The sequence below is a fragment of the Halalkalibacillus sediminis genome (genome assembly GCF_002844535.1).
GTDB classification, from domain to species: Bacteria; Bacillota; Bacilli; order Bacillales; family Alkalibacillaceae; genus Halalkalibacillus_A; species Halalkalibacillus_A sediminis.
Window position 1 is genome coordinate 93827 of sequence record NZ_PJNH01000002.1, and the last position, 18892, is coordinate 112718.

The window sequence follows — 18892 nt, forward strand, 5'->3', positions numbered from 1 at the left end:
TCAGGATCTTTATACATGGTAAAGAATGATAAGTCACAGAACCTTCAAATTCAGTAGTGATGATCTAACCTAGTTTTTTACATGCTCAAATGACTTTTCGGTATCATTTATATGAAGGTTGAACAGTGGAAGAATAGTTCCACTGTTTTTCTTAATTACATAAAAATAATCCCCACTGCGATTAAATAGGTAATAATCGCCGCTAAAGAAGGAAGAACATACGTAAATGAATTTCGGGCATGGTCACGTTTAATGATAATCATTACAAGGGCCGTCAATATGAAGCCAGCGATTGCGACGTAAACGAGGTCTGAACTTGTGCCACCCCAAATATTACCATCAAAATAAAAAATGTCTCCTATGGCAATCACCAGGATGTTAAACACATTACTTCCTAGAATCGCTCCAATCGCAAGGTTCACATTTCCTAGCTTCAATGCTGTAAACACCCCTAGTGCATCTGGAATGGAAGTCGCAAAAGCGACCAGTATACTTCCTACTGCAGAAGCACTTATGGCAGTGTTTTGAGAAATTGCATCGCCGGAGATCGAAAGTGCGCTTCCGAAAACCAAAATAACAATTCCATACAAAATGAAGTATTTAATAGAATGTCGAACAGAAGGATTTTCTGAGAAGTGTTGCTCATCCTCATCTTCAGGCGTTTTGTGTACTTTGGAAATGAACCACATGCCGAATGTATAAATCAAGGCTATGGCGATACTGGTCAGACCAATTATGGAAAAAGATAGCGAAAGATTGAGTGCTAAACTGACAGCTGAGACTCCACAAAGTAATAATCCGATCACACCAGTGTAGATATGACTATGAGAAACATTCAAAAATAATCGTTTGTTCCGGAAGTAGATATCTAATAGAAATAGCATAAAAATGTTGAACAACACACTTCCAAAGCCGTTTCCTACGGCAATGTCTGCGTTTCCGATCAAGCTCGCAGAAATGGTCGTCGTTAATTCTGGCAAAGAAGTCGCAGTTGCCAGAAGAATTGTTCCAGCCAGTACGCCACCAATGTTGGTTAATCGGCTAATAGTATCGGCATGTTTGGATAACTGAACGGCCGCAAGTGCCGAAACTATTCCAGAAACCACAAAAATACTTATATAGATCCAGGTCATAAAAAAGTGCTCCTTCGGTTGGCTGCTTTTCGAGGATTTATGTAAAATTCCCGTCTTATACCGAAGACATACCCTTTTACTTTTGTTCTAACACTTTATAAAATTTGTAAAAAACGTAGCTTGAGTTTTTCTTAAATAGCTCCTAAATAATATCTACGTTTAGCTTTGGGTGGGAAGCGGGTAAAACTAGTATTAGAAACACAATTAATCAATGCAACACAAGGAGGATCTATAGATGTCTAAGAGTATACTGATGGTAGTAACAACTGCAAGTGAATTAAAAGGCGGACATGAAACAGGACTATGGTTATCAGAGTTTGGTGAAGCATATGCTAAATTTAAAGAATTCGGATACAGTATTACAGTGGTAAGCCCTAATGGTGGGGATGTACCGATCGATCCAAACAGTTTAGGTGACGATGTACCTCAAGAAATATTAGATACGAAACAATACTTGAAAGGGACCCAACCTATTGATGATATCGGCGACGGTTCCGAATTTGATGCCGTATTCTTACCAGGAGGTCATGGAACAGTAATCGACTTCCCAGAAAATAGAAAGCTTCAAAATTTACTGCGTGACATGTATGAAGCGAATAAAGTGGTAGCTTCCGTTTGTCACGGGCCGGCTGGTTTAGTTGGCGTCACATTATCAGATGGAAAACCTTTAGTAAAAGGTAAAACGGTAACAGCATTTACGGATGCTGAAGAAAGTGAAATGGGACTAGATGAAACAGTACCATTTTTATTAGAGTCTAAGTTATTAGAACTTGGAGCTAACTTTAAAGCTGATGGAAACTGGAGTGACCATGTCGAAGCAGATGGTCATCTAGTGACTGGACAGAACCCACAGTCTACTGAAAGCGTAGCGAAAGAAGTAGTTCGTCAGTTGAATAACTAAATGTAGGAGAAAGACAGGCTCGCGAACGGATTGATCCGTTCGTGAGCTTTTTTTGTTCCGTGGCTTAAATCAGTAAATCGCAGTTTGCATATCCAGTTATAGTAGGATAATAATTGTGCTAATATATAATTGAACAACAAAATTGTACAAAGGTGATACAAAATGAATGGATTACTATTAAAGATTATGCGTTTTGGTGCGATTTTCTTTATGATTCCACCATTATTCTCTTTCAACGAGACAGGGAGAACGGGGGCGGATCAGGCGGTACTAGTCTATATTTTATTAATAGCTTTAGGTCTAATCCTTATTGGATCGATAGGATTTTATCAAAAAATCAATGAGAGCATAAGTTCTATTGAAAATATATCATTCCTAGTCTTTTGGTTTTGCACACCGTTTTTGATGGTTAGTCAGTTCATCTCGCTTATTTATCTAGTGGGTGTAACAGAACCATCACCTGAACTCCTGACCAGGAATGTTGAATTTATGCCAGTTGGCGCTCTATCATTAGGTTTTCCTATTGGATTAATTTTAATGGGCATCGTGATCTTTCGAAAGGGAATAATTTCGGGTCTGTTCTTATCAATTTCTGCTTCTATCATGATGGCCGGATTATTAATAGTCCCTTGGGTTCATCACGTGGGTATCATTTGTGTTGCAGCGATTCTTTTCTTCCTATCAAAATATTTTTCAAATAATTTTCAAAAATAGGTTTACGTTTTCTAAAAGGGGTATCTTTTGTATTAGTTATACAAAATTATACAGACGGTTTTCGCTGCGGATGCTTTTGCTGATTCTCTACGTTTCTAGCAGGACGCTTGCGCTTTTTTTATACTTTAAGAATGTTTAACTTTGTTAAAGGATTAAAAGTATGTGAAAAACAAAGGCTTTCGCCATTAGGGGTTGACGATAAGCCAAGTTTTTCTAACAAAAAAACCTGGCCGTTAAGCCAGGTTTGAAAAGTGACGGTAACTTAGAATCCAGGTCCCATCAATGATTCTAATTCTTGCACGTCGATCACTTCTGAATTCTCAGGATCGATTGTGAATTCAATGTCACCATTATAGTTTTGGTATGTTGTGTCTACTGCCATTTGGATATCCCCTGCAGTACCCTCTTTATCATCAAATGAGAAGTCCATGTTAACGATTTGGTTTTCGATGTAATCGCCATCCATTTTGTTGCGTACTTCGAGAGTGTTGATTGTTACATATTCCATCATCTCATCAATATCGCTCTTCATCTGTTCGATGTCTTCTTCAGTAACTTCCTCTCCAAGTTCGTCACCTAATTCATTCATCATTCTTTCCATCAGGTTTTTCAAATCTTCTTCATCGAAAGTGACAACATAGTAATCGTCTTCTTTGGAGAAGTCTTCTTCATCTTTTTCATCAAAATAATCATTTACTACTTCGATTGCTTGATTTTGAATGTCTTCATAATTTATTTGCTCTTCCTCATAACCTTCTAACTCATTCATATCGATTTTAATTAATTTACCTTTTAAATCTTCTGGAATCATTCCTAACATCATAGAGAAGTTTTCAATCAGACTATCAGTTTCTACATACATGGTTTGGTTCTTCATGTCTTGTAAAAAAGGGATAGAAACATCAAATGACATTGGAGCCATCTGACCGTTCATGTTTAAAACCGTCTCCTGCATTTCACGTTCACCGTCATATTTCGTGTCAGCGCTAATTTCGAAATTGTTGATCATGTCGATATATGGTGCCATAAACGGATCCATATTTTCAACATCGACATTCAGATCTACGACTGAAGTTGCTTCGTAAGTGTCAGCTTCAATTAGTTGATCGAAACCATCTGCCACAGTTTCTTTGTCACTTTTGGACTCAGAACATGCTGCCAAGAATAATGCACCAATCAACAAAACAGCAATTAATAATTTTTTCATTGTGTACCCCCTAAAATTTTTCACTTACAATATCTTACCATACTCAGAGTGTCAAATGTAGATAAATTTTCAAATCGAAAGAAATGTCACAATTGGACATGTACACGAGTCTATTTTTCTATAAGTAGAGACAATAGCTTGCTCGTAATAGAATCTCGCCTCATAGGATGAAGAGAAGCAAGAAAGGAGGTGAGATAATGGGATATCCAAACGTACCAGATATTAATTCGGAGATCACTCTGACACGACAAGACGCTATCAATATTATGCTAGCATCAATCGGTTTAGAAGAATTAAGTTTAGCCCACTTGGTGAATGGTGAGGCTGAAAAACTTCAACGTGCTTTAGGAACATTGCAAATCCCGGGAACTGAAGGTGATGACCCAGAAGATTATTTTCCAGAGTTAGTTGGAAATTCTATCGACAACTTGATAGCTGTCAATCGTAACATCAACCAGACATTGAAAATTGCTGCTCATAAAGAGTTCCTTCTATTATTAAAACTAGAAGACCTTCTTAACTTTGAGTTGGATGAGGACGGTAACGGTAATGGTCCAGACCCAATTACTGAGTGTATTTGTTCAATTACTGGCCAGAACGTTGGTGGTCCGGTTCAAGCGACAGTAACGATCAATGGTGGTGATCCTGAGGTAGAAGTTAATACCACTTATAACGTAGAGATATGTGGAGAAGATTGTGATCCTAGCGTGAATGAGTTGAGTTTCAACTTTGTTGGTTTAACTCCGGTAGTCAACTTCAACCAAGGTAGAGCGACAAACGTAGAGTGCGATCCTGCAGCAGGTACTGCAACTGTGACGGGCACAATCCGTCGAGCTAATGTGGTCTATTTCTTCACATTAGAAATCACAGATGGTGGAGATGTAATGGATTTAACTATTTTACCACTTTCACCTGAAGCAGAATTCGAGAGTTTTGTAGTTAACTTTACTGCTGGGGAAGGTGATGATCCTTTCGTAGAAATCGAAGACTGTGCAAATAACACAAATGGCGAAGTATAATGTCTGAAAAGCTGGCTTCACCGCCAGCTTTTTTTCTTAATCATACTCTAGGAGGTGTAAATATGAGTATGCCAAGTATTCCGCCAGAACCCTATCGTCCAAATCGGAAAGAAGTAATAGTTGATCTATTAGAGTCAATCGCTCTAGAAGAGATTTCTCTATCTCATTTAATGAAAGCGGAGGCGGAAAAAATTCAAGCTTTCGTAGGGGAGTGTAAAGATTTTCCGACGGATCCATCCAGTGAGGAGATCATTCAGTTCAATCGTAATATGAATCAATTTCTAGAAACGATTGTGATGAAAGAATGGATTCTTTTGAGGAAGCTACAGAACGTTTTATATTTCCATGAAACAACTTGTGATAAAAAACATCATCACCATCATCACCACCATAAGCATCATAAGAGAAAGTGTAATTGCTGCTGTTCAGAATGCTTGACCAGTCAATTAAAAAATGAAAAATGTCATTGTCATCGGTCTTGAAAAACCGGTGACTTTTTGTACTTTAAGAATGTTTAACTTTGTTAAAGGGTTAAAGTATGTGAAAAACTTGGCTTTTCGCCATTAGGACTTGGCGAAAAGCCAAGTTTTTCTCATTGATGTTAGTTGCAGAACAAGTTATATTCGAGTTATAGGGGGAACAAGAAAACCCAAAGGAGGATATTGATGATGGAAAAGATTCGTATCCGCACGTTTTTGATGTTCCAAGGACAAGCAGAAGAAGCGATGAAGCTTTACACGACATTGTTTCCGAATTCTGAGATACTTGAAATGTCTAAGTATGAAGAAGGACAAGGTGGGAGAGTTGGCGATGTATTGCAAGCCACGTTCACTTTGAATGGTGTGGAATACATGTGCATTGATAGTCCGACCGATCACGATTTCACATTCACTCCATCGATGTCTCTATATGTAGATTTTGATTCGGAAGAAGAGTTAGATAGAGTTTATGAACGATTATCAGAAGGTGGAAAGTTGTTGATGCCTCTTGATAAACAACCTTTCAGTAAAAAATTCGGATGGGTTGAAGATCGATTCGGGGTATCTTGGCAATTGAACTTGAAATAATTTTGATGAAGGTAGCAGCTGATTTTATATCAGCTGCTTTTTTCGTTTTTAAATACTTCGAAGGAAAGTATTGACCAGTCTGGTCGAATAGTTATATAATAAAATCGACCAAAGTGGTCTAACGATAGAGATGAATCATAATTTACAAGAAAAGGGGGAGAAGAAAATCCCAAAACCTTTTAAGAATTTAGATCAGGAAAAACAACAAAGAATATTGGATGCTGCTCTTAAAGAATTCGCTGAACAAGGGTATGAACAAGCATCTACAAATCGAATGGTTAAAGACGCTGGCATCGGTAAAGGGATGTTATTTTACTATTTCAAAAATAAAAAAGAGCTTTTTCATTACTTGGTGGATTATAGTCTCGATATAACCATCCACCATTATCTAGAACAAATAGACACTGAGGAAAAAGATTTTATTGAAAGACTGAAACAAACATCGGCCATTAAGATGAAAACATTTTTGGAGAATCCAAATGTTTTCAATTTCATGGGTACGATTTTGTTGTCAAAGCCCGATGAGTTACCGAAAAATTATCATGAGAAATTCGAGGAGTTGCAGCGAATCGGCTTCGAAAAGATATACGGAGACATAGACAAATCTTTATTCCGTGAGGACATTGATGTCGACAAGGCATTCCAACTGATTCAGTGGTCGATGGATGGTTATCAAAATGAAAAGAAGACACAATTACAAGGCCAGAAAATGTCTGAAATTGATTTCGAATATTATATAGAAGAATTCAACGAATACCTCGATCTTATGAAGAGAACATTTTATAAATAGTTAGAAAGTGGGGATGAAAATGACCATTTTAACAACTGAACAGTTAACGAAGAAATTTGGATCGTTCAAAGCGTTAGATGGAGTGGATATGCGTGTGGAGGAAGGTGAGATATATGGCTTCATTGGTCCTAACGGTGCCGGTAAATCCACGACGATTCGTGTGTTGTTAGGTATTATTCAAGCGACTTCCGGTAGGGCCACGATTTTTGGAAAAGATGCGTGGAAAGATGCTGTTGAGATTCATAAACGTGTATCGTACGTCCCTGGTGATGTCAATCTTTGGCCTAACCTTACGGGTGGTGAAGTGATTGATATTTTCATGAAAATTCGTGGAAATGGAGACCGAAAAAAGCGTGAGGAACTGATTGAACGTTTCCAATTGGATCCTTCGAAAAAATGTCGTGCGTACTCCAAGGGAAACCGTCAAAAGGTTGCACTTGTCTCAGCATTTGCTTCTGAAGCGGATCTGTTCATTATGGATGAGCCGACTTCCGGTCTGGATCCGTTGATGGAACGTGTTTTTCAAGAGTATGTAATGGATGTGAAAAGGCAAGGCAAAAGCGTGTTACTCTCAAGCCATATTTTATCCGAGGTTGAGAGATTATGTGACTCTGTAGGCATCATCCGTGAGGGAAAAATCATTGAATCCGGTTCTCTATCTGACTTGAGACATCTGACCCGTACTCATTTATTAGTTCAAACAAGAGATCCTCTAACTTTAGAAGGGGTTTCAGGTGTGCATAACATGGAGAGAAAAGGTGATGCACTAGCTTTCCAAGTTGATACTGAGGAAATGGGTACGGTCATGAAGCATGTCAGTGAACACCATGTCACGAAATTAGAGAGTGCCCCACCAACACTTGAAGATTTATTCATGCGACATTATGAAAAAGAGGAGGCAGGAGGTGCAACCTCATGAATCAACAATTATTCTTGAATACTTTTAAGTTATCTAAATTGATCATTCGTCGGGATCGTGTAAGGTTGGCTGTCTGGATTCTAGCGATCTCACTTGCATCAATAGGCACCGCCTCGGCTTTTGATGGAATCTATAGTTCGCAAGAAGAGCGTCAACAAGTAGCTGCAACAATGGATAACCCGGCGGTTACTGCTTTGGTAGGTAAAGGGTATGGGCTTGATAATTATACGACAGCTGTGATGTTTTCCCATGAAATGCTCATGATGACCGCCTTAATTATCGGTGTGATGGCTATATTGCTTGTGGCTCGATATACCCGTGGGGATGAAGAAGAGGGGCGTACAGAGATGGTCCGTGCGCTTCCAACTGGTCGTCTTGCTGGCTTAACCTCAGTAGTTCTAGTGATGGTTGGAGTATATATATTATTAGCCGTAATAACAGGGGTGGGATTGAGCGTCCTCCCGGTCGAAAGTTTTACGACTTCAGGTTCGTTCACGTATGGGGCAGCTTTAGGGGCTAGCGGGCTCATTTTTAGCTCAATTGCTCTGTTGTTTGCTCAACTATCATCGACCGCACGAGGGACTATAGGTTTATCATTCATTGTACTGGGCGCGAGTTATTTCATCCGTGCAATCGGAGATGTAAGTCATGAACCTTTATCTTGGTTGTCCCCATTTGGCTGGGTCCAAGAGGCGAGAATTTTTGTTGATAACAATTGGTGGGTCCTCGGGATGACATTTGCCATAGCGGTCATTTTGTCACTTCTAGCTTTTTATTTACATGTAATCAGAGATGTTGGAGCAGGTTTTTTGCCAGACCGACCTGGGAAAATTCACGCTAAGAAGCGGATATTGAACACGTTCGGATTCGGTTTGCACATGCAGCGAGTGGGTTTGATCGCTTGGGGAATCGGCCTGTTCATATATGGTGCAACTTACGGTTCGGTGTTTGGCGAAATTGAAACATATGTCGAACAGATTGAAGTGATGGAACAATTTTTGCAACCGACTGACGGAACGGCACTGAGCGCTCAATTCTTAGGAATGCTGATGGTTATTGTATCGATTTTTTGCACAGTACCTGTATTAATGGCAATGTTCAAACTAAAAGGTGAAGAAAAGAAAAATCGCCTTGAATCCATGTTGAGTACAAAGCTATCACGACAAAAATTGTTTATTAGTTACGCAGGGATTGCTTGGTTAGTTAGTATAATCATGATGACTCTTGCTGCAGTAGGAATGGGAGCTGCAGGTGTTCAAACAAGCAACGGGGAACTTCCGTTTTCAGATTTTCTCATTGCGGGGCTTAACCACTTACCAGCAATGTGGGTGGTATTAGGTCTTGGAATTCTGTTGTATGGCCTTTTGCCAGGTGGCACAACGATTGCATGGGCTTATTTAGGATATTCATTCTTCGTCGTTTATTTGGGAGGAATGATGAACTTTCCCGACTGGGTCGAGAAAGGGTCTGTATTCAGTTATATCAGTAATTATCCGCTAGAAGAGATTGACTGGTTGGCATTAGTCGTTCTAACGGTTATTGCACTGATATTAACTATCATCGGATCAATTTCGTTTAGAAAAAGAGATCTACAAGGTTAATACAAAGCGCTGGCTGAATTTAGCCAGCGCACTTTTTTTGACGAGATGAATTATTGGAAAAACTAACGACTTCGACATTAAATATTGAGTATAAGACAATGCTTTTTTAAAATTTGTTATGTTACTCTTAAAGTGGAAATATTTGAAAAGGGGGGGAAGTTACATGGGTAAGAAAAAGCGTAAACGAAAGCCTGATGATTTTCATCCGTGGTATGATTTCATATTCGATATTCTGCTATTTGGACCGAGGTTGATCAGTTATATTATTAAAAGTATCTTTTAAAAAGAGATTAGAAATATAGTATTGGGCAACCACTACATAAAAAGCTGACTTCCTCTCATTAAGGAAGTCAGCTTGTTTTTTTACTTATTGATTAATTGCGTCTGCCGCTTGAACAAGTCCAGCACCGTATTGATGACTAGCACCTAATTCAACAGCGGTATCTTTCAATAATTGACGAAGTTCGTCGTTCGTCAAGTTAGATTTTGCTTCCCAGACAAGTGCCGCAACACCTGCTACATGTGGAGAGGCCATAGACGTACCGTTGAATGAAGAGTACGTATCTCCAGGTGTAGTGCTTAAGATATCTACACCAGGTGCAGAGATTTCAACTGCTGGTCCAGTGCTTGAGAATGTTGCGCGGTTATTGTTTTCATCAACCGCTGCTACTGCCATTACTGAATCGTATTTGGCAGGGTAACCTACTGTGTCATTGTTACCACCACGGTTGCCATCATTTCCTGCAGCCGCTACTACTAGAAGACCTTCATTGTTAGCTAGATTCGAGAATTCTTCTAATACTGAGGAACTCTGAGAACCGCCTAGGCTCATGTTGATGACATCCATATCATTTTGTACAGCCCACTCAATACCTTCAGCGATTCCAGCGTAAGAACCACTGCCGTCATTATCTAAAACTTTCACAGCATAAAGATTTGTAGAAGGTGCAACACCTAGTACCCCTAAATCATTATCCACTGCTGCAACCGTACCAGCAACATGTGTTCCGTGACCGTTACCATCGTTGTAAGGATCACTGTTTTCCGCGTCGTCAAATACAGAATATCCGCCTTGAACGTTTGCGGTCAGATCCTCATGTGAACGATCGATACCAGTATCTAAGACTGCTACGTCTACTCCACTTCCAGTAAAGCCGGAATTTTGTGCTTGAGTCCCTTGAACCTGATCGATACCGTAAGGAACTGTCTCTCCTACTGCTTGTGCTTCAGCGTTTTCATCAACGTGTTTAATTTGTGGGTGATTACTTAAACCATTCGCTTGGTTTTCAGTCAGTTCCACATGTACAACTTCTAATAAGTCATATTCATGCAAAACATCTTCATCATCAACTCCAAAAGCCTTTAGTAGACCTTTATGTGCTTGTCCATCAAACATGACGAGGTACTCGTCCTTGTCTGGAGGGCCTTCAGCAAAAACAGCACCCTGGAATGGGATCGCCATCAACCCTAAGATTAATAAAATGGATAATAATTTCTTCATAAAACACTCTCCTTAAAAATATTTAAGCTGATTCGAAAAGCATACGACCGGACCGAGTTTATTCAAAAGGAGGTAATAAAAGCGAGCGCCAATTATGTATAACTTTGCGAATCAACTTATTTGTGAGAATGATTTGAATTATAAGATAATTCCAAAAATAAAGAAATAGTCTTTTTTTACCACCAAATTGGAAGAAAAAAATGGTGCTGTTGAAAGGAAATACCGTAGACCTAAATAAGAGGAATATTGTGGAATTATAGACTGACAAATGAAAGAAGATTCAAACAAAATGAAAGCAAAAAAATGGGTAATTGGTTTTTATGAAAATTCGTTCAGTATCTTTACAAAAGCTTTCTTGAATTTTTCACGGTCTTCGTTGGTAAAAGCTTTCGGTCCTTTCGTGCGTTTACCGCTTTTTCGCTCCATTGCACTTAAATACCGCTGTTGGAGCATGGTGTCTATGTTGTGTGTGGTGTACTGAAACCCTTTATGATGCATGACTTTACACCCTTTGGACAAGGCGAGGCTAGCGAGGCCATAGTCTTGCGTTACGATTACATCGTTCTCTTCGGCAAGTTGCATGATTTTATAATCTGCTGCTTCGGCCCCACGGTCGACATAGATTGTCTCTACGTGATCTTCCATATCTTTCAGTGAAAAATGGTCGTAGCTCCGTACAATTTTCACAGCGAATCCGCGTCTCCCAGACTCTTCTACGATAATTGGTACAACTGGACATGCGTCTGCATCGACTAATATGTTCATAAACTCATCCCTTTCGTATAAAAAAACTTCAGAGTCATGATCATGTCTGAAGTTTAGTGATGTTGTTAATATTTTGATATGCTTTTTTCAATATGTTCGTGTAGGTTTTCAGTCTTGATGTGAACGTTAATGGTTAACTTTTGCAACCCCTCGTGTTCAAAGCTCGCTTCGTAATTTCCTGCATCATTTTCTTCAGCAGCGATCCATTCATGTAAATTCTCATCGTCTTGTGAAGTGATTTCATACGTCACTTCAGCAGCTTCTAATGTTTTATCTTCATTCGTTATTTTGCTAGTCAGAATTAGCTCATCTTCCACCCAGTGTGAATTTAATTCCACTTGTACAGTCGAAGAATGATGATTTGCATGTTCATCTTCCTCTTCGTGATGCGATGTTTCAGCATCTCCTACCTTGACCTCGTGTTTAGGCATGACGTGTTGATCTCTAGCTGTTACATGGTACTGGATATGATAGACACCATCTTCTTCAAATTCGTAGTCGACTGTATATTCACCTTCGCCAGAGTTTTCAGCTGCTAACATCTGGCTTTCTTCTTTGGAGCCTTGTTCCCAAACTTCAAACTCGACCTCTTCAGCATCATTAACTAATTCATCATTATGACTCACTGAAGCGGATAAGGTCTGGGTACCTAAATCAAGTTCATCTTCTGTTAAAATCTCTACCTCCACAGGGACTAGTGACAGATCTTTTGAATCTCCTGACGTTTCCTCAGCTTCATCACTTTGTCCGCAAGCGGCTAATAACATTAAAGTCGATAATACGATAAATATTATTTTTTTCATAGTTATTTACCTCCGCAATGTCTTTCTAACTCTACTTTATCATGATTATTAGCATAAATGTGTGAAAGTATTATGTCGTCTTTATCGTTACCGCCACCAAAAGTTTTCATAACTGTACAAGCCCTTTTTTTCAGTAATCCAAAGCGATATTATCCGATATAATTATGTGAAATTGAATGAACCATTTGCGGTGGCACAATTTAAAGAGCGTAATTCATATCGGTTGGGGGAGGGTGGCTCGACCATAAATTTGCAAGCTATCGTGATTACAGTTCCTGAGCATGTTGAGATTAACTATTCTGGTGAAGAAAGAATAATAAAGGAAATCAATTAAAAAAATCCTGATATTCACGCTGAAGTGAGTATCAGGATTTTTTATTTATTTCTTCAAATAATCAATCGTTGCAGCTGCCATCACTTTGGCGCCATTAGCGAGTGATCTTTCGTCTATATCCCATTTCGGATGGTGATATGGATAAATGAATCCTTTCTCTTCGTTCGCAGTTCCGGTGAAGAAATAGGTTCCCGGAATTTTTTCAAGGAAGTAAGAGAAGTCTTCTGCACCCATATTAGGTTCCATCTCCAAAATGTTTTCTTCCGGAAGGACATCTTTTGCAGATTGAATCAGTTGCTCAGTTGCTTCAGGGTCGTTAAGTGTTGCTGGATAACCCCAGTGATACACAACTTCAGACTCTGCGCCAAACCCTTCACATGTGTGTTTTGTAATAGATTGGAGCCAATCGTGGATCTCCTGTCTAGCATCTTTATCAAAAGTACGTACAGTACCTTCGATCTTCAAGTCTTCTGGTATAACATTCGTCTTTTCCCCAGAGTGGATCGAGCCAATTGTAACAACACCTGACTTCAGAGGATCAACCTTCCGACTCATAATTTGTTGAATGCTTGAGACAAGTTGAGCTCCGATACCAATCACGTCTACACAATCGTGTGGGAAAGCTGCGTGTCCGCCGAAACCTTTGATGGTAATCTCAAAGTCATCTGAAGCGCCGAGAATGTACTGATGGCTATAATATATATGATCTACGGGGAGGTAGTTTTCCATATGTGTGGCAAAGATGATATCAACCCCCTCAAGGGCACCATCTTCTACCATTGATTTAGCACCACCTGGGTCTTTTTCCTCGGAATTTTGGTGGATGAAAACGATATTACCTTCGAGTTCATCCTTCACTTCTACAAATGCTTTGGACATACCAAGTGCGACAGCGGTGTGGGCGTCGTGACCACACGCGTGCATCACACCTTCATTTTTCGATTTATAAGGTACATCGTTTTGTTCGACAATCGGTAAGGCATCGAAGTCGGCACGAATGGCGACGGTTTTACCTGGTTTGCCACCTTTTAAAGTAGCGACAATGCCATAGCCATTTCCGACGTTTTCACGGACTTCTAATCCCAATTTACGCTGATAATCAGCGACGATTTGTGCAGTTCTTTTCTCTTCGAAAGATAATTCCGGATACATGTGGAAATCACGACGGAGTTCCACCATTTCTTCATAAAGGTCATCTATTTTTTTTAATACCTGCTGTTTCAATTAAATCCTCCTGAATTACGCTAATCTCTTTTTCGTTCTCTTTTCTATAATTCCTAGTATTGTATCTGCGAAAATTGCTAATAGAGCAGCTGGTATTGCGCCGGCGTAGATTTTAATTTCAGATTGTAGACTGATTCCTGACACAATCTCACGCCCTAGTCCATCAGCCCCGATATATGGTGCGATACATGCAACACCAACAGCTATAACAGATGCAACTCTTAGCCCTGCCATTAAAAATGGGACGGACAGAGGCAATTGGACTTTCCTTAGAACTTGTAAGCTTGTCATACCAAGCCCAGTTCCTGCATCGAGAATGTTCTGATCAACTTCACGAATACCGACATACGTATTACGAACAATCGGTAATAGTGAGTAGAAGAACAATCCGATTACAGCCGTTTGAAACCCAAGCCCGAAGTAAAGCATCAATATTGCTAACATGGCTAAACTTGGGACGATTTGAATGATATTCACTACAGACAGAATAACAGGTGCCGATTTTTCAAATTTAGCAGCAAGAACCCCGAGTGGGACTCCTACTACTAAAGCCATCGATATACCGTAGATGACCATAAGGATGTGGTCAATCGTATATTGAATCATCGTCTCCTGATTTTCAATCATGTATTGAATGATTTCATTAAAAAATTCCATAAATGATCCCCCGATTACTCAAGAAATCCATTTTCTTCTAAATATCCGATGGCAACCTCTTCAGGGCTTTTACCTTCAATATCAACTTCATAAATTAAACCTGTCATCGTTTCTTCGTCGATTGTACCGACAAATGATTCAAGTACTTCATTGATTTCTTCGTTTTCAGATACCAAATCTTCACGAGAAACTAATGATGCACTGTAAGGAGGGAAGAAGTCACCGTCATCTTCCAAAATACGCATATCAAGTTCTAGGATTTGAGGGTCTACTGTATAAGCAGTGATTACGTCCAGCTCACCATTTTCAACACCTTCATACATTAGAGAAACTTCCATACCTTTTACATCTTTAAACTCATAACCATATGCTTCTTGGAACGCACGGTATCCATCATTTTCACGTTCAACCCATGAAGTGTCTGTACCAATTACTAATTCATCTGCATGTTCTTCTAAGTCAGAAATTGTTTCAATACCGTTTTCTTCTGCAAAGCTATCTTTAACAGCGATTCCGTATTTGTTTTGGAAGCCTAAAGTGTCGTACCACTTAATGCCGAATTTTTCTCCGAATAATTCTTGCGCTTGTGCAATTGTTTCATCTGGATCTGTCGTGAATTCAACTTTATCTTCGTCGAAGTGGTTGTTATAAACTTCACCTGAATATAATGTTGCGATATCAAATTCACCTTGATCTAAAGCTTGGATGATTTGTGGGCTAGCTTGAATATCTTCAGTAATGTTAACAGTATGGTCTGTTTCCTCTTCAACAACTGCTTTCACCATTTGTGCTAAGATTTTAGGGTCCGTGTAAGTTTGGGCACCAATTTCTAATTCCATGCCGCCTTCGTTATTTGTGTTATCATCTCCGCCGCATGCAGTAGCAAATACTGCCAAAACGACAAGTGTTGAAATCAATAAAAATTTTCTCATTATGTTTAAACGCTCCTTTATTTAAGTAGATAATCTTTTCTCTATTTTTCCAAAAAGTAAATCAATACTTACAGCTAAAATAATCGCTACGAGTGTACCAGTGAATATCATTTCCTTATCGTTAAAGCCAATTCCAGCAAGGATTAAACCGCCTAAACCACCTGCTCCGATCACTGCTGCTAATGTAGTCCAACTGATGATATAAACTGTCGTGGTCCTTATGCCAGACATGATATAAGGCATCGCTAAAGGAAGCTCAATCTTGAATAGCCTTTTAACTGGACTGAATCCCATTCCTTTCGCTGACTCGATGACACCTGGGTCGACGGATGCAATTCCCGCATAGGTGTTTCTAAGTAACGGAAGTAATGAATAAAGGAATAAAGCGATGACTGCCGGCTTCATCCCTATTCCGAAAAGAGGAATCATCAAGGCCAACAAGGCGATCGTTGGAATGGTTTGGAATATGTTTGCGATATTGAAAATAGTTCCTTTAATGAAATCCTGCTTTATTCGAGTCATGAATACGGCTAATGGGACCGTCAATAGAATGCCGAAAATAATAGCAAGGAAAGATATCGTAAGGTGCTGATAGGAATATTCCAGAATCGACTCATATCTCTCAGTCAAAAATTCTATATAATCTGTTAAAATCTCCATTTACACAACCCCTTGCTTCTTTTGGTAGAACTGTAAGAAGGTGTTGTTGATAGCGCGATCATTAAGGACTCCTACTACTTCTTCTTGATCGTTCACTACCGCGACTACTGGTTGTTCAGAACTGATCAACGTCAGCGCACTTGTTTGATCATCAGAAATGTGTACTACGCTAACTTTTGAAATGGAAACATCTTTAACAGATGATTCTTTGGATTGAATAAGGTTTTGTAAACTAATCATTCCTACATATTTACCGTCTTGTTCTACGGGTGCATGTAGTAATTGATTTTCTAACATATAAGTAGATGCTTTCTCTGTAGAAGTTTCTATGTCAATTGCTTTAATTGAACGATCAACCATTTCTTTTAATGGTGGAAGCTTTTCAGCCTTCTGTAATCGTTCAGCACCAATGAATTCTTTTACGAAATCATTTTCGGGATTAGAAAGGATCTCATCTGGCGAACCTTTTTGTACGATTGAACCATCTTTCATAAGGATGATTTGATCAGCTATCTTTATCGCTTCATCCATATCGTGAGTTACGAAAATAATTGTTTTATTAATTTCTTTTTGTAACCTAAGTAATTCATCTTGAAGTTGTTCACGACTGATTGGGTCTAGTGCACTGAATGGTTCATCCATGAGAATGATATTCGGCTCGGCAGCCAATGCGCGAATAACCCCGATCCTTTGTTGCTGCCCCCCACTTAACTCTGAAGGATAACGCTTCTTGTATGTTTCTGGTTCTAAGTTGACCAATTCTAATAATTCGTGGACCTTTTCATCGATACGTTTTTTATCCCATTTAACTAACCTCGGGACAGTTGCGACATTGTCGTAAATATTCATATGTGGAAAAAGTCCAATGCTTTGAATAACATAACCCATTTCTCTTCTTAAGTGGATTGGATTAATTTGAGTGATGTCTTTACCATCCACCATGATTGATCCATCTGAATGATCCACTAAACGGTTTAATAGTTTCATGGTTGTAGTCTTACCACAGCCACTAGGACCAATCAGGACATTGATTTTACCTTCATCAAAAGTCAGGTTGATGTCTTTCAATGCTTGAAACCCATCTTCATAGATTTTGTTGACTTTCTTTAACTCGATCAAAGTTACTCTCCTTTCTCTCTCTGAGATTATTTAGCAATGTAACACCTTTTTAACTGTATCAATGAATCTTATAAAACTAAAACACTATATAAACTTAAAAGTTTATGAAATTTACGTAAATTAACGATTAGGTTTCACTTAAATCGTTTTTATATAAAATAACTCGAAAATACTCGCTTTTCTTGTCTAAGGTTACATTTTTTCCTGTGGTTGGTTTGTGGTAGATTAGTAGTATAACTTGAATCGTGTGGTGAAAAAGTGAATGGACCAAAAACAGAAAATAGATCAATTAAAACATAATGTTCATAATCAAATTGCAGATAATATGAAGTCATACGGGTTTCCCTCGACTATTGGATTGGTCATGGGAATCATCTACTATGAACGTAGGCCAATGACTTTAGAAGAACTGTCAGAGCGTACAGGAATGAGCAAGACGCGAATGAGCCAAGCTGTACGTCAATTGACCGAATTAAATCTAGCTCAAAAAGTATACATGCAGAAATCTAGGAAAGATTTGTACACAGTAGAAGAAGACGAGTATTTAACCTTCATTAAGCTTTTCACCCATAATTGGCGATCGGTTGTCACCAAAAACCAAATGAGCAAAAGAAAAGTACGGGAAGAATTGGAAAAGCTTTATGAAGAGGGGATGACCCCGGAGTTGAAAGAGCAAGCTGACCTCTTGTATACGGAGGCAGAAGGGTTTTTAGAATTTGCCGATTGGCTCTCTCGCTTAGTAGATTTTATGGAATCAGAAGAAATTTTCAAATATGTTCCTAGAAATAAAGAAGACCAGGAATAAGTGAGTAGCTCGATGAAAATCGAAGCTACTCTTTTTTTATGAAATCTACTTCGATCTTTTCTCTCTTTTCTGCCTTCACGCTTTTCATGACGATATCATGTATATATTCAAGTGATTTTTGTGTAACCTCTTCTACTGAATAATTTTGACGTTGATTGAGATAGGTCACCAACATGCCCTTCCATACAAGTAATGTCGTATCCGTAAGAAATTCGATATCCTCTTGATCCAGTAACCCCTCATCAACAGCACTTTGTAAATATAATGAACTTCTTTTAGCTAACTGATGCTGTAGCACAATGGATTGAATAGGTCTCGGAAGATCGACTAGGTCTTGCTTATAGGTCTTGTAGTAATGATCAAGTAAATCCTCAGGAATAACGCCTAGATTATTAACAAAGATGGCCGAATAGATTTCTGGTTTTAGAAAGGTTTCTCTGCAAAAACATTCCCAACTGTAAAGCCATTTTTCAACGGTGTTGTTTCCCTTCTCCATATATTGAGGGAGTTCGTCTGTATAATCTTTTGTAAACCGCATCGCTGCAAAGAAAACCAGGTGTGATAGCTCTTTGAAATAGTTGTATACGGTCGAACTGGTATATCCTGCGTGATCAGCGACTTTCCTTATCGTAACGTTATTGATTCCTTCTTCCTCAATCACTTTCACTGTTGCATCGATGAAGTAACGCCACATACGCTCTCTTTGGATATCTTTTCTACGAGAACTCAATCGCAATCAGT

General features: G+C 39.0%; 20 protein-coding genes. 9 read left to right on the forward strand and 11 right to left on the reverse strand.

The features are described 5' to 3' along the window. Nucleotides 1–155: 155 nt before the first annotated feature. On the reverse strand, nt 156–1133 hold the full coding sequence (locus CEY16_RS06770; protein ID WP_101331242.1) for a sodium:calcium antiporter: 978 nt from the start codon (nt 1131–1133) through the stop codon (nt 156–158). 235 nt (nt 1134–1368) lie between these two features. On the opposite strand from CEY16_RS06770, the gene CEY16_RS06775 reads away from it, so the two are divergent. Continuing rightward, nucleotides 1369–2034 (forward strand): type 1 glutamine amidotransferase domain-containing protein, encoded by a 666-nt coding sequence (locus CEY16_RS06775; protein WP_101331243.1) that lies wholly within the window; start codon nt 1369–1371, stop codon nt 2032–2034. Nucleotides 2035–2196: 162 nt separating this feature from the next. Then, a complete protein-coding gene (locus tag CEY16_RS06780) occupies nt 2197–2748 on the forward strand; it encodes a hypothetical protein (RefSeq protein WP_101331244.1) in 552 nt (183 codons plus the stop codon). A gap of 262 nt (nt 2749–3010) precedes the next feature. Here the strand turns inward: CEY16_RS06780 and CEY16_RS06785 are convergent, their stop codons facing one another. Then, nucleotides 3011–3955: a hypothetical protein gene (locus tag CEY16_RS06785; RefSeq protein ID WP_101331245.1), complete on the reverse strand. Its 945-nt coding sequence runs from the start codon at nt 3953–3955 to the stop codon at nt 3011–3013. A gap of 197 nt (nt 3956–4152) precedes the next feature. On the opposite strand from CEY16_RS06785, the gene CEY16_RS15320 reads away from it, so the two are divergent. From CEY16_RS15320 to CEY16_RS06815, 6 genes are all read left to right on the forward strand, one after another. After that, nucleotides 4153–4974 (forward strand): alpha-helical endospore appendage domain-containing protein, encoded by an 822-nt coding sequence (locus tag CEY16_RS15320; protein WP_202908612.1) that lies wholly within the window; start codon nt 4153–4155, stop codon nt 4972–4974. A 62-nt stretch (nt 4975–5036) separates the two neighbouring features. After that, entirely contained in the window at nt 5037–5456 is a 420-nt protein-coding gene (locus tag CEY16_RS06795) for an alpha-helical endospore appendage domain-containing protein (RefSeq protein WP_202908613.1), read from the forward strand. Between the two features lie 186 nt (nt 5457–5642). After that, nucleotides 5643–6041, forward strand: coding sequence for a VOC family protein (locus CEY16_RS06800; RefSeq protein ID WP_420795525.1), 399 nt, complete (start codon nt 5643–5645; stop codon nt 6039–6041). 130 nt (nt 6042–6171) lie between these two features. Then, entirely contained in the window at nt 6172–6831 is a 660-nt protein-coding gene (locus CEY16_RS06805; RefSeq protein WP_101331247.1) for a TetR/AcrR family transcriptional regulator, read from the forward strand. Nucleotides 6832–6850: 19 nt separating this feature from the next. Continuing rightward, nucleotides 6851–7750: an ABC transporter ATP-binding protein gene (locus tag CEY16_RS06810; RefSeq protein WP_101331248.1), complete on the forward strand. Its 900-nt coding sequence runs from the start codon at nt 6851–6853 to the stop codon at nt 7748–7750. Further along, nucleotides 7747–9351, forward strand: coding sequence for an ABC transporter permease (locus tag CEY16_RS06815; RefSeq protein WP_101331249.1), 1605 nt, complete (start codon nt 7747–7749; stop codon nt 9349–9351). The genes CEY16_RS06810 and CEY16_RS06815 overlap by 4 nt, the downstream gene beginning before the upstream one ends. A 367-nt stretch (nt 9352–9718) precedes the next feature. On the opposite strand, the gene CEY16_RS06820 is transcribed toward CEY16_RS06815, so the two are convergent. The 8 genes from CEY16_RS06820 to CEY16_RS06855 form a co-directional block, all read right to left on the reverse strand. After that, the gene (locus tag CEY16_RS06820; protein ID WP_101331250.1) at nt 9719–10852 is read right to left on the reverse strand and encodes a S8 family peptidase; all 1134 of its coding nucleotides are present in this window, start codon (nt 10850–10852) and stop codon (nt 9719–9721) included. Between the two features lie 318 nt (nt 10853–11170). Beyond that, entirely contained in the window at nt 11171–11617 is a 447-nt protein-coding gene (locus CEY16_RS06825) for a YaiI/YqxD family protein (protein ID WP_101331251.1), read from the reverse strand. Nucleotides 11618–11682: 65 nt separating this feature from the next. Beyond that, a complete protein-coding gene (locus CEY16_RS06830; RefSeq protein WP_101331252.1) occupies nt 11683–12420 on the reverse strand; it encodes a FixH family protein in 738 nt (245 codons plus the stop codon). Between the two features lie 379 nt (nt 12421–12799). Further along, nucleotides 12800–13978 (reverse strand): M20 metallopeptidase family protein, encoded by a 1179-nt coding sequence (locus tag CEY16_RS06835; RefSeq protein ID WP_101331253.1) that lies wholly within the window; start codon nt 13976–13978, stop codon nt 12800–12802. 15 nt (nt 13979–13993) lie between these two features. Beyond that, a complete protein-coding gene (locus CEY16_RS06840; RefSeq protein WP_101331254.1) occupies nt 13994–14635 on the reverse strand; it encodes an ABC transporter permease in 642 nt (213 codons plus the stop codon). A 14-nt stretch (nt 14636–14649) separates the two neighbouring features. After that, nucleotides 14650–15567 (reverse strand): ABC transporter substrate-binding protein, encoded by a 918-nt coding sequence (locus CEY16_RS06845; RefSeq protein ID WP_101331255.1) that lies wholly within the window; start codon nt 15565–15567, stop codon nt 14650–14652. Between the two features lie 21 nt (nt 15568–15588). After that, the gene (locus CEY16_RS06850; protein WP_101331256.1) at nt 15589–16227 is read right to left on the reverse strand and encodes an ABC transporter permease; all 639 of its coding nucleotides are present in this window, start codon (nt 16225–16227) and stop codon (nt 15589–15591) included. Then, entirely contained in the window at nt 16228–17346 is a 1119-nt protein-coding gene (locus tag CEY16_RS06855; protein WP_101331257.1) for a betaine/proline/choline family ABC transporter ATP-binding protein, read from the reverse strand. Between the two features lie 262 nt (nt 17347–17608). Here CEY16_RS06855 and CEY16_RS06860 point away from each other — a divergent pair, with 262 nt between their 5' ends. After that, entirely contained in the window at nt 17609–18151 is a 543-nt protein-coding gene (locus tag CEY16_RS06860; RefSeq protein ID WP_101331258.1) for a GbsR/MarR family transcriptional regulator, read from the forward strand. 25 nt (nt 18152–18176) lie between these two features. Here the strand turns inward: CEY16_RS06860 and CEY16_RS06865 are convergent, their stop codons facing one another. Then, complete coding sequence (locus tag CEY16_RS06865) at nt 18177–18881, reverse strand: TetR/AcrR family transcriptional regulator (RefSeq protein ID WP_101331762.1); 705 nt, start codon at nt 18879–18881, stop codon at nt 18177–18179. Between the last annotated feature and the right edge of the window lie 11 nt (nt 18882–18892).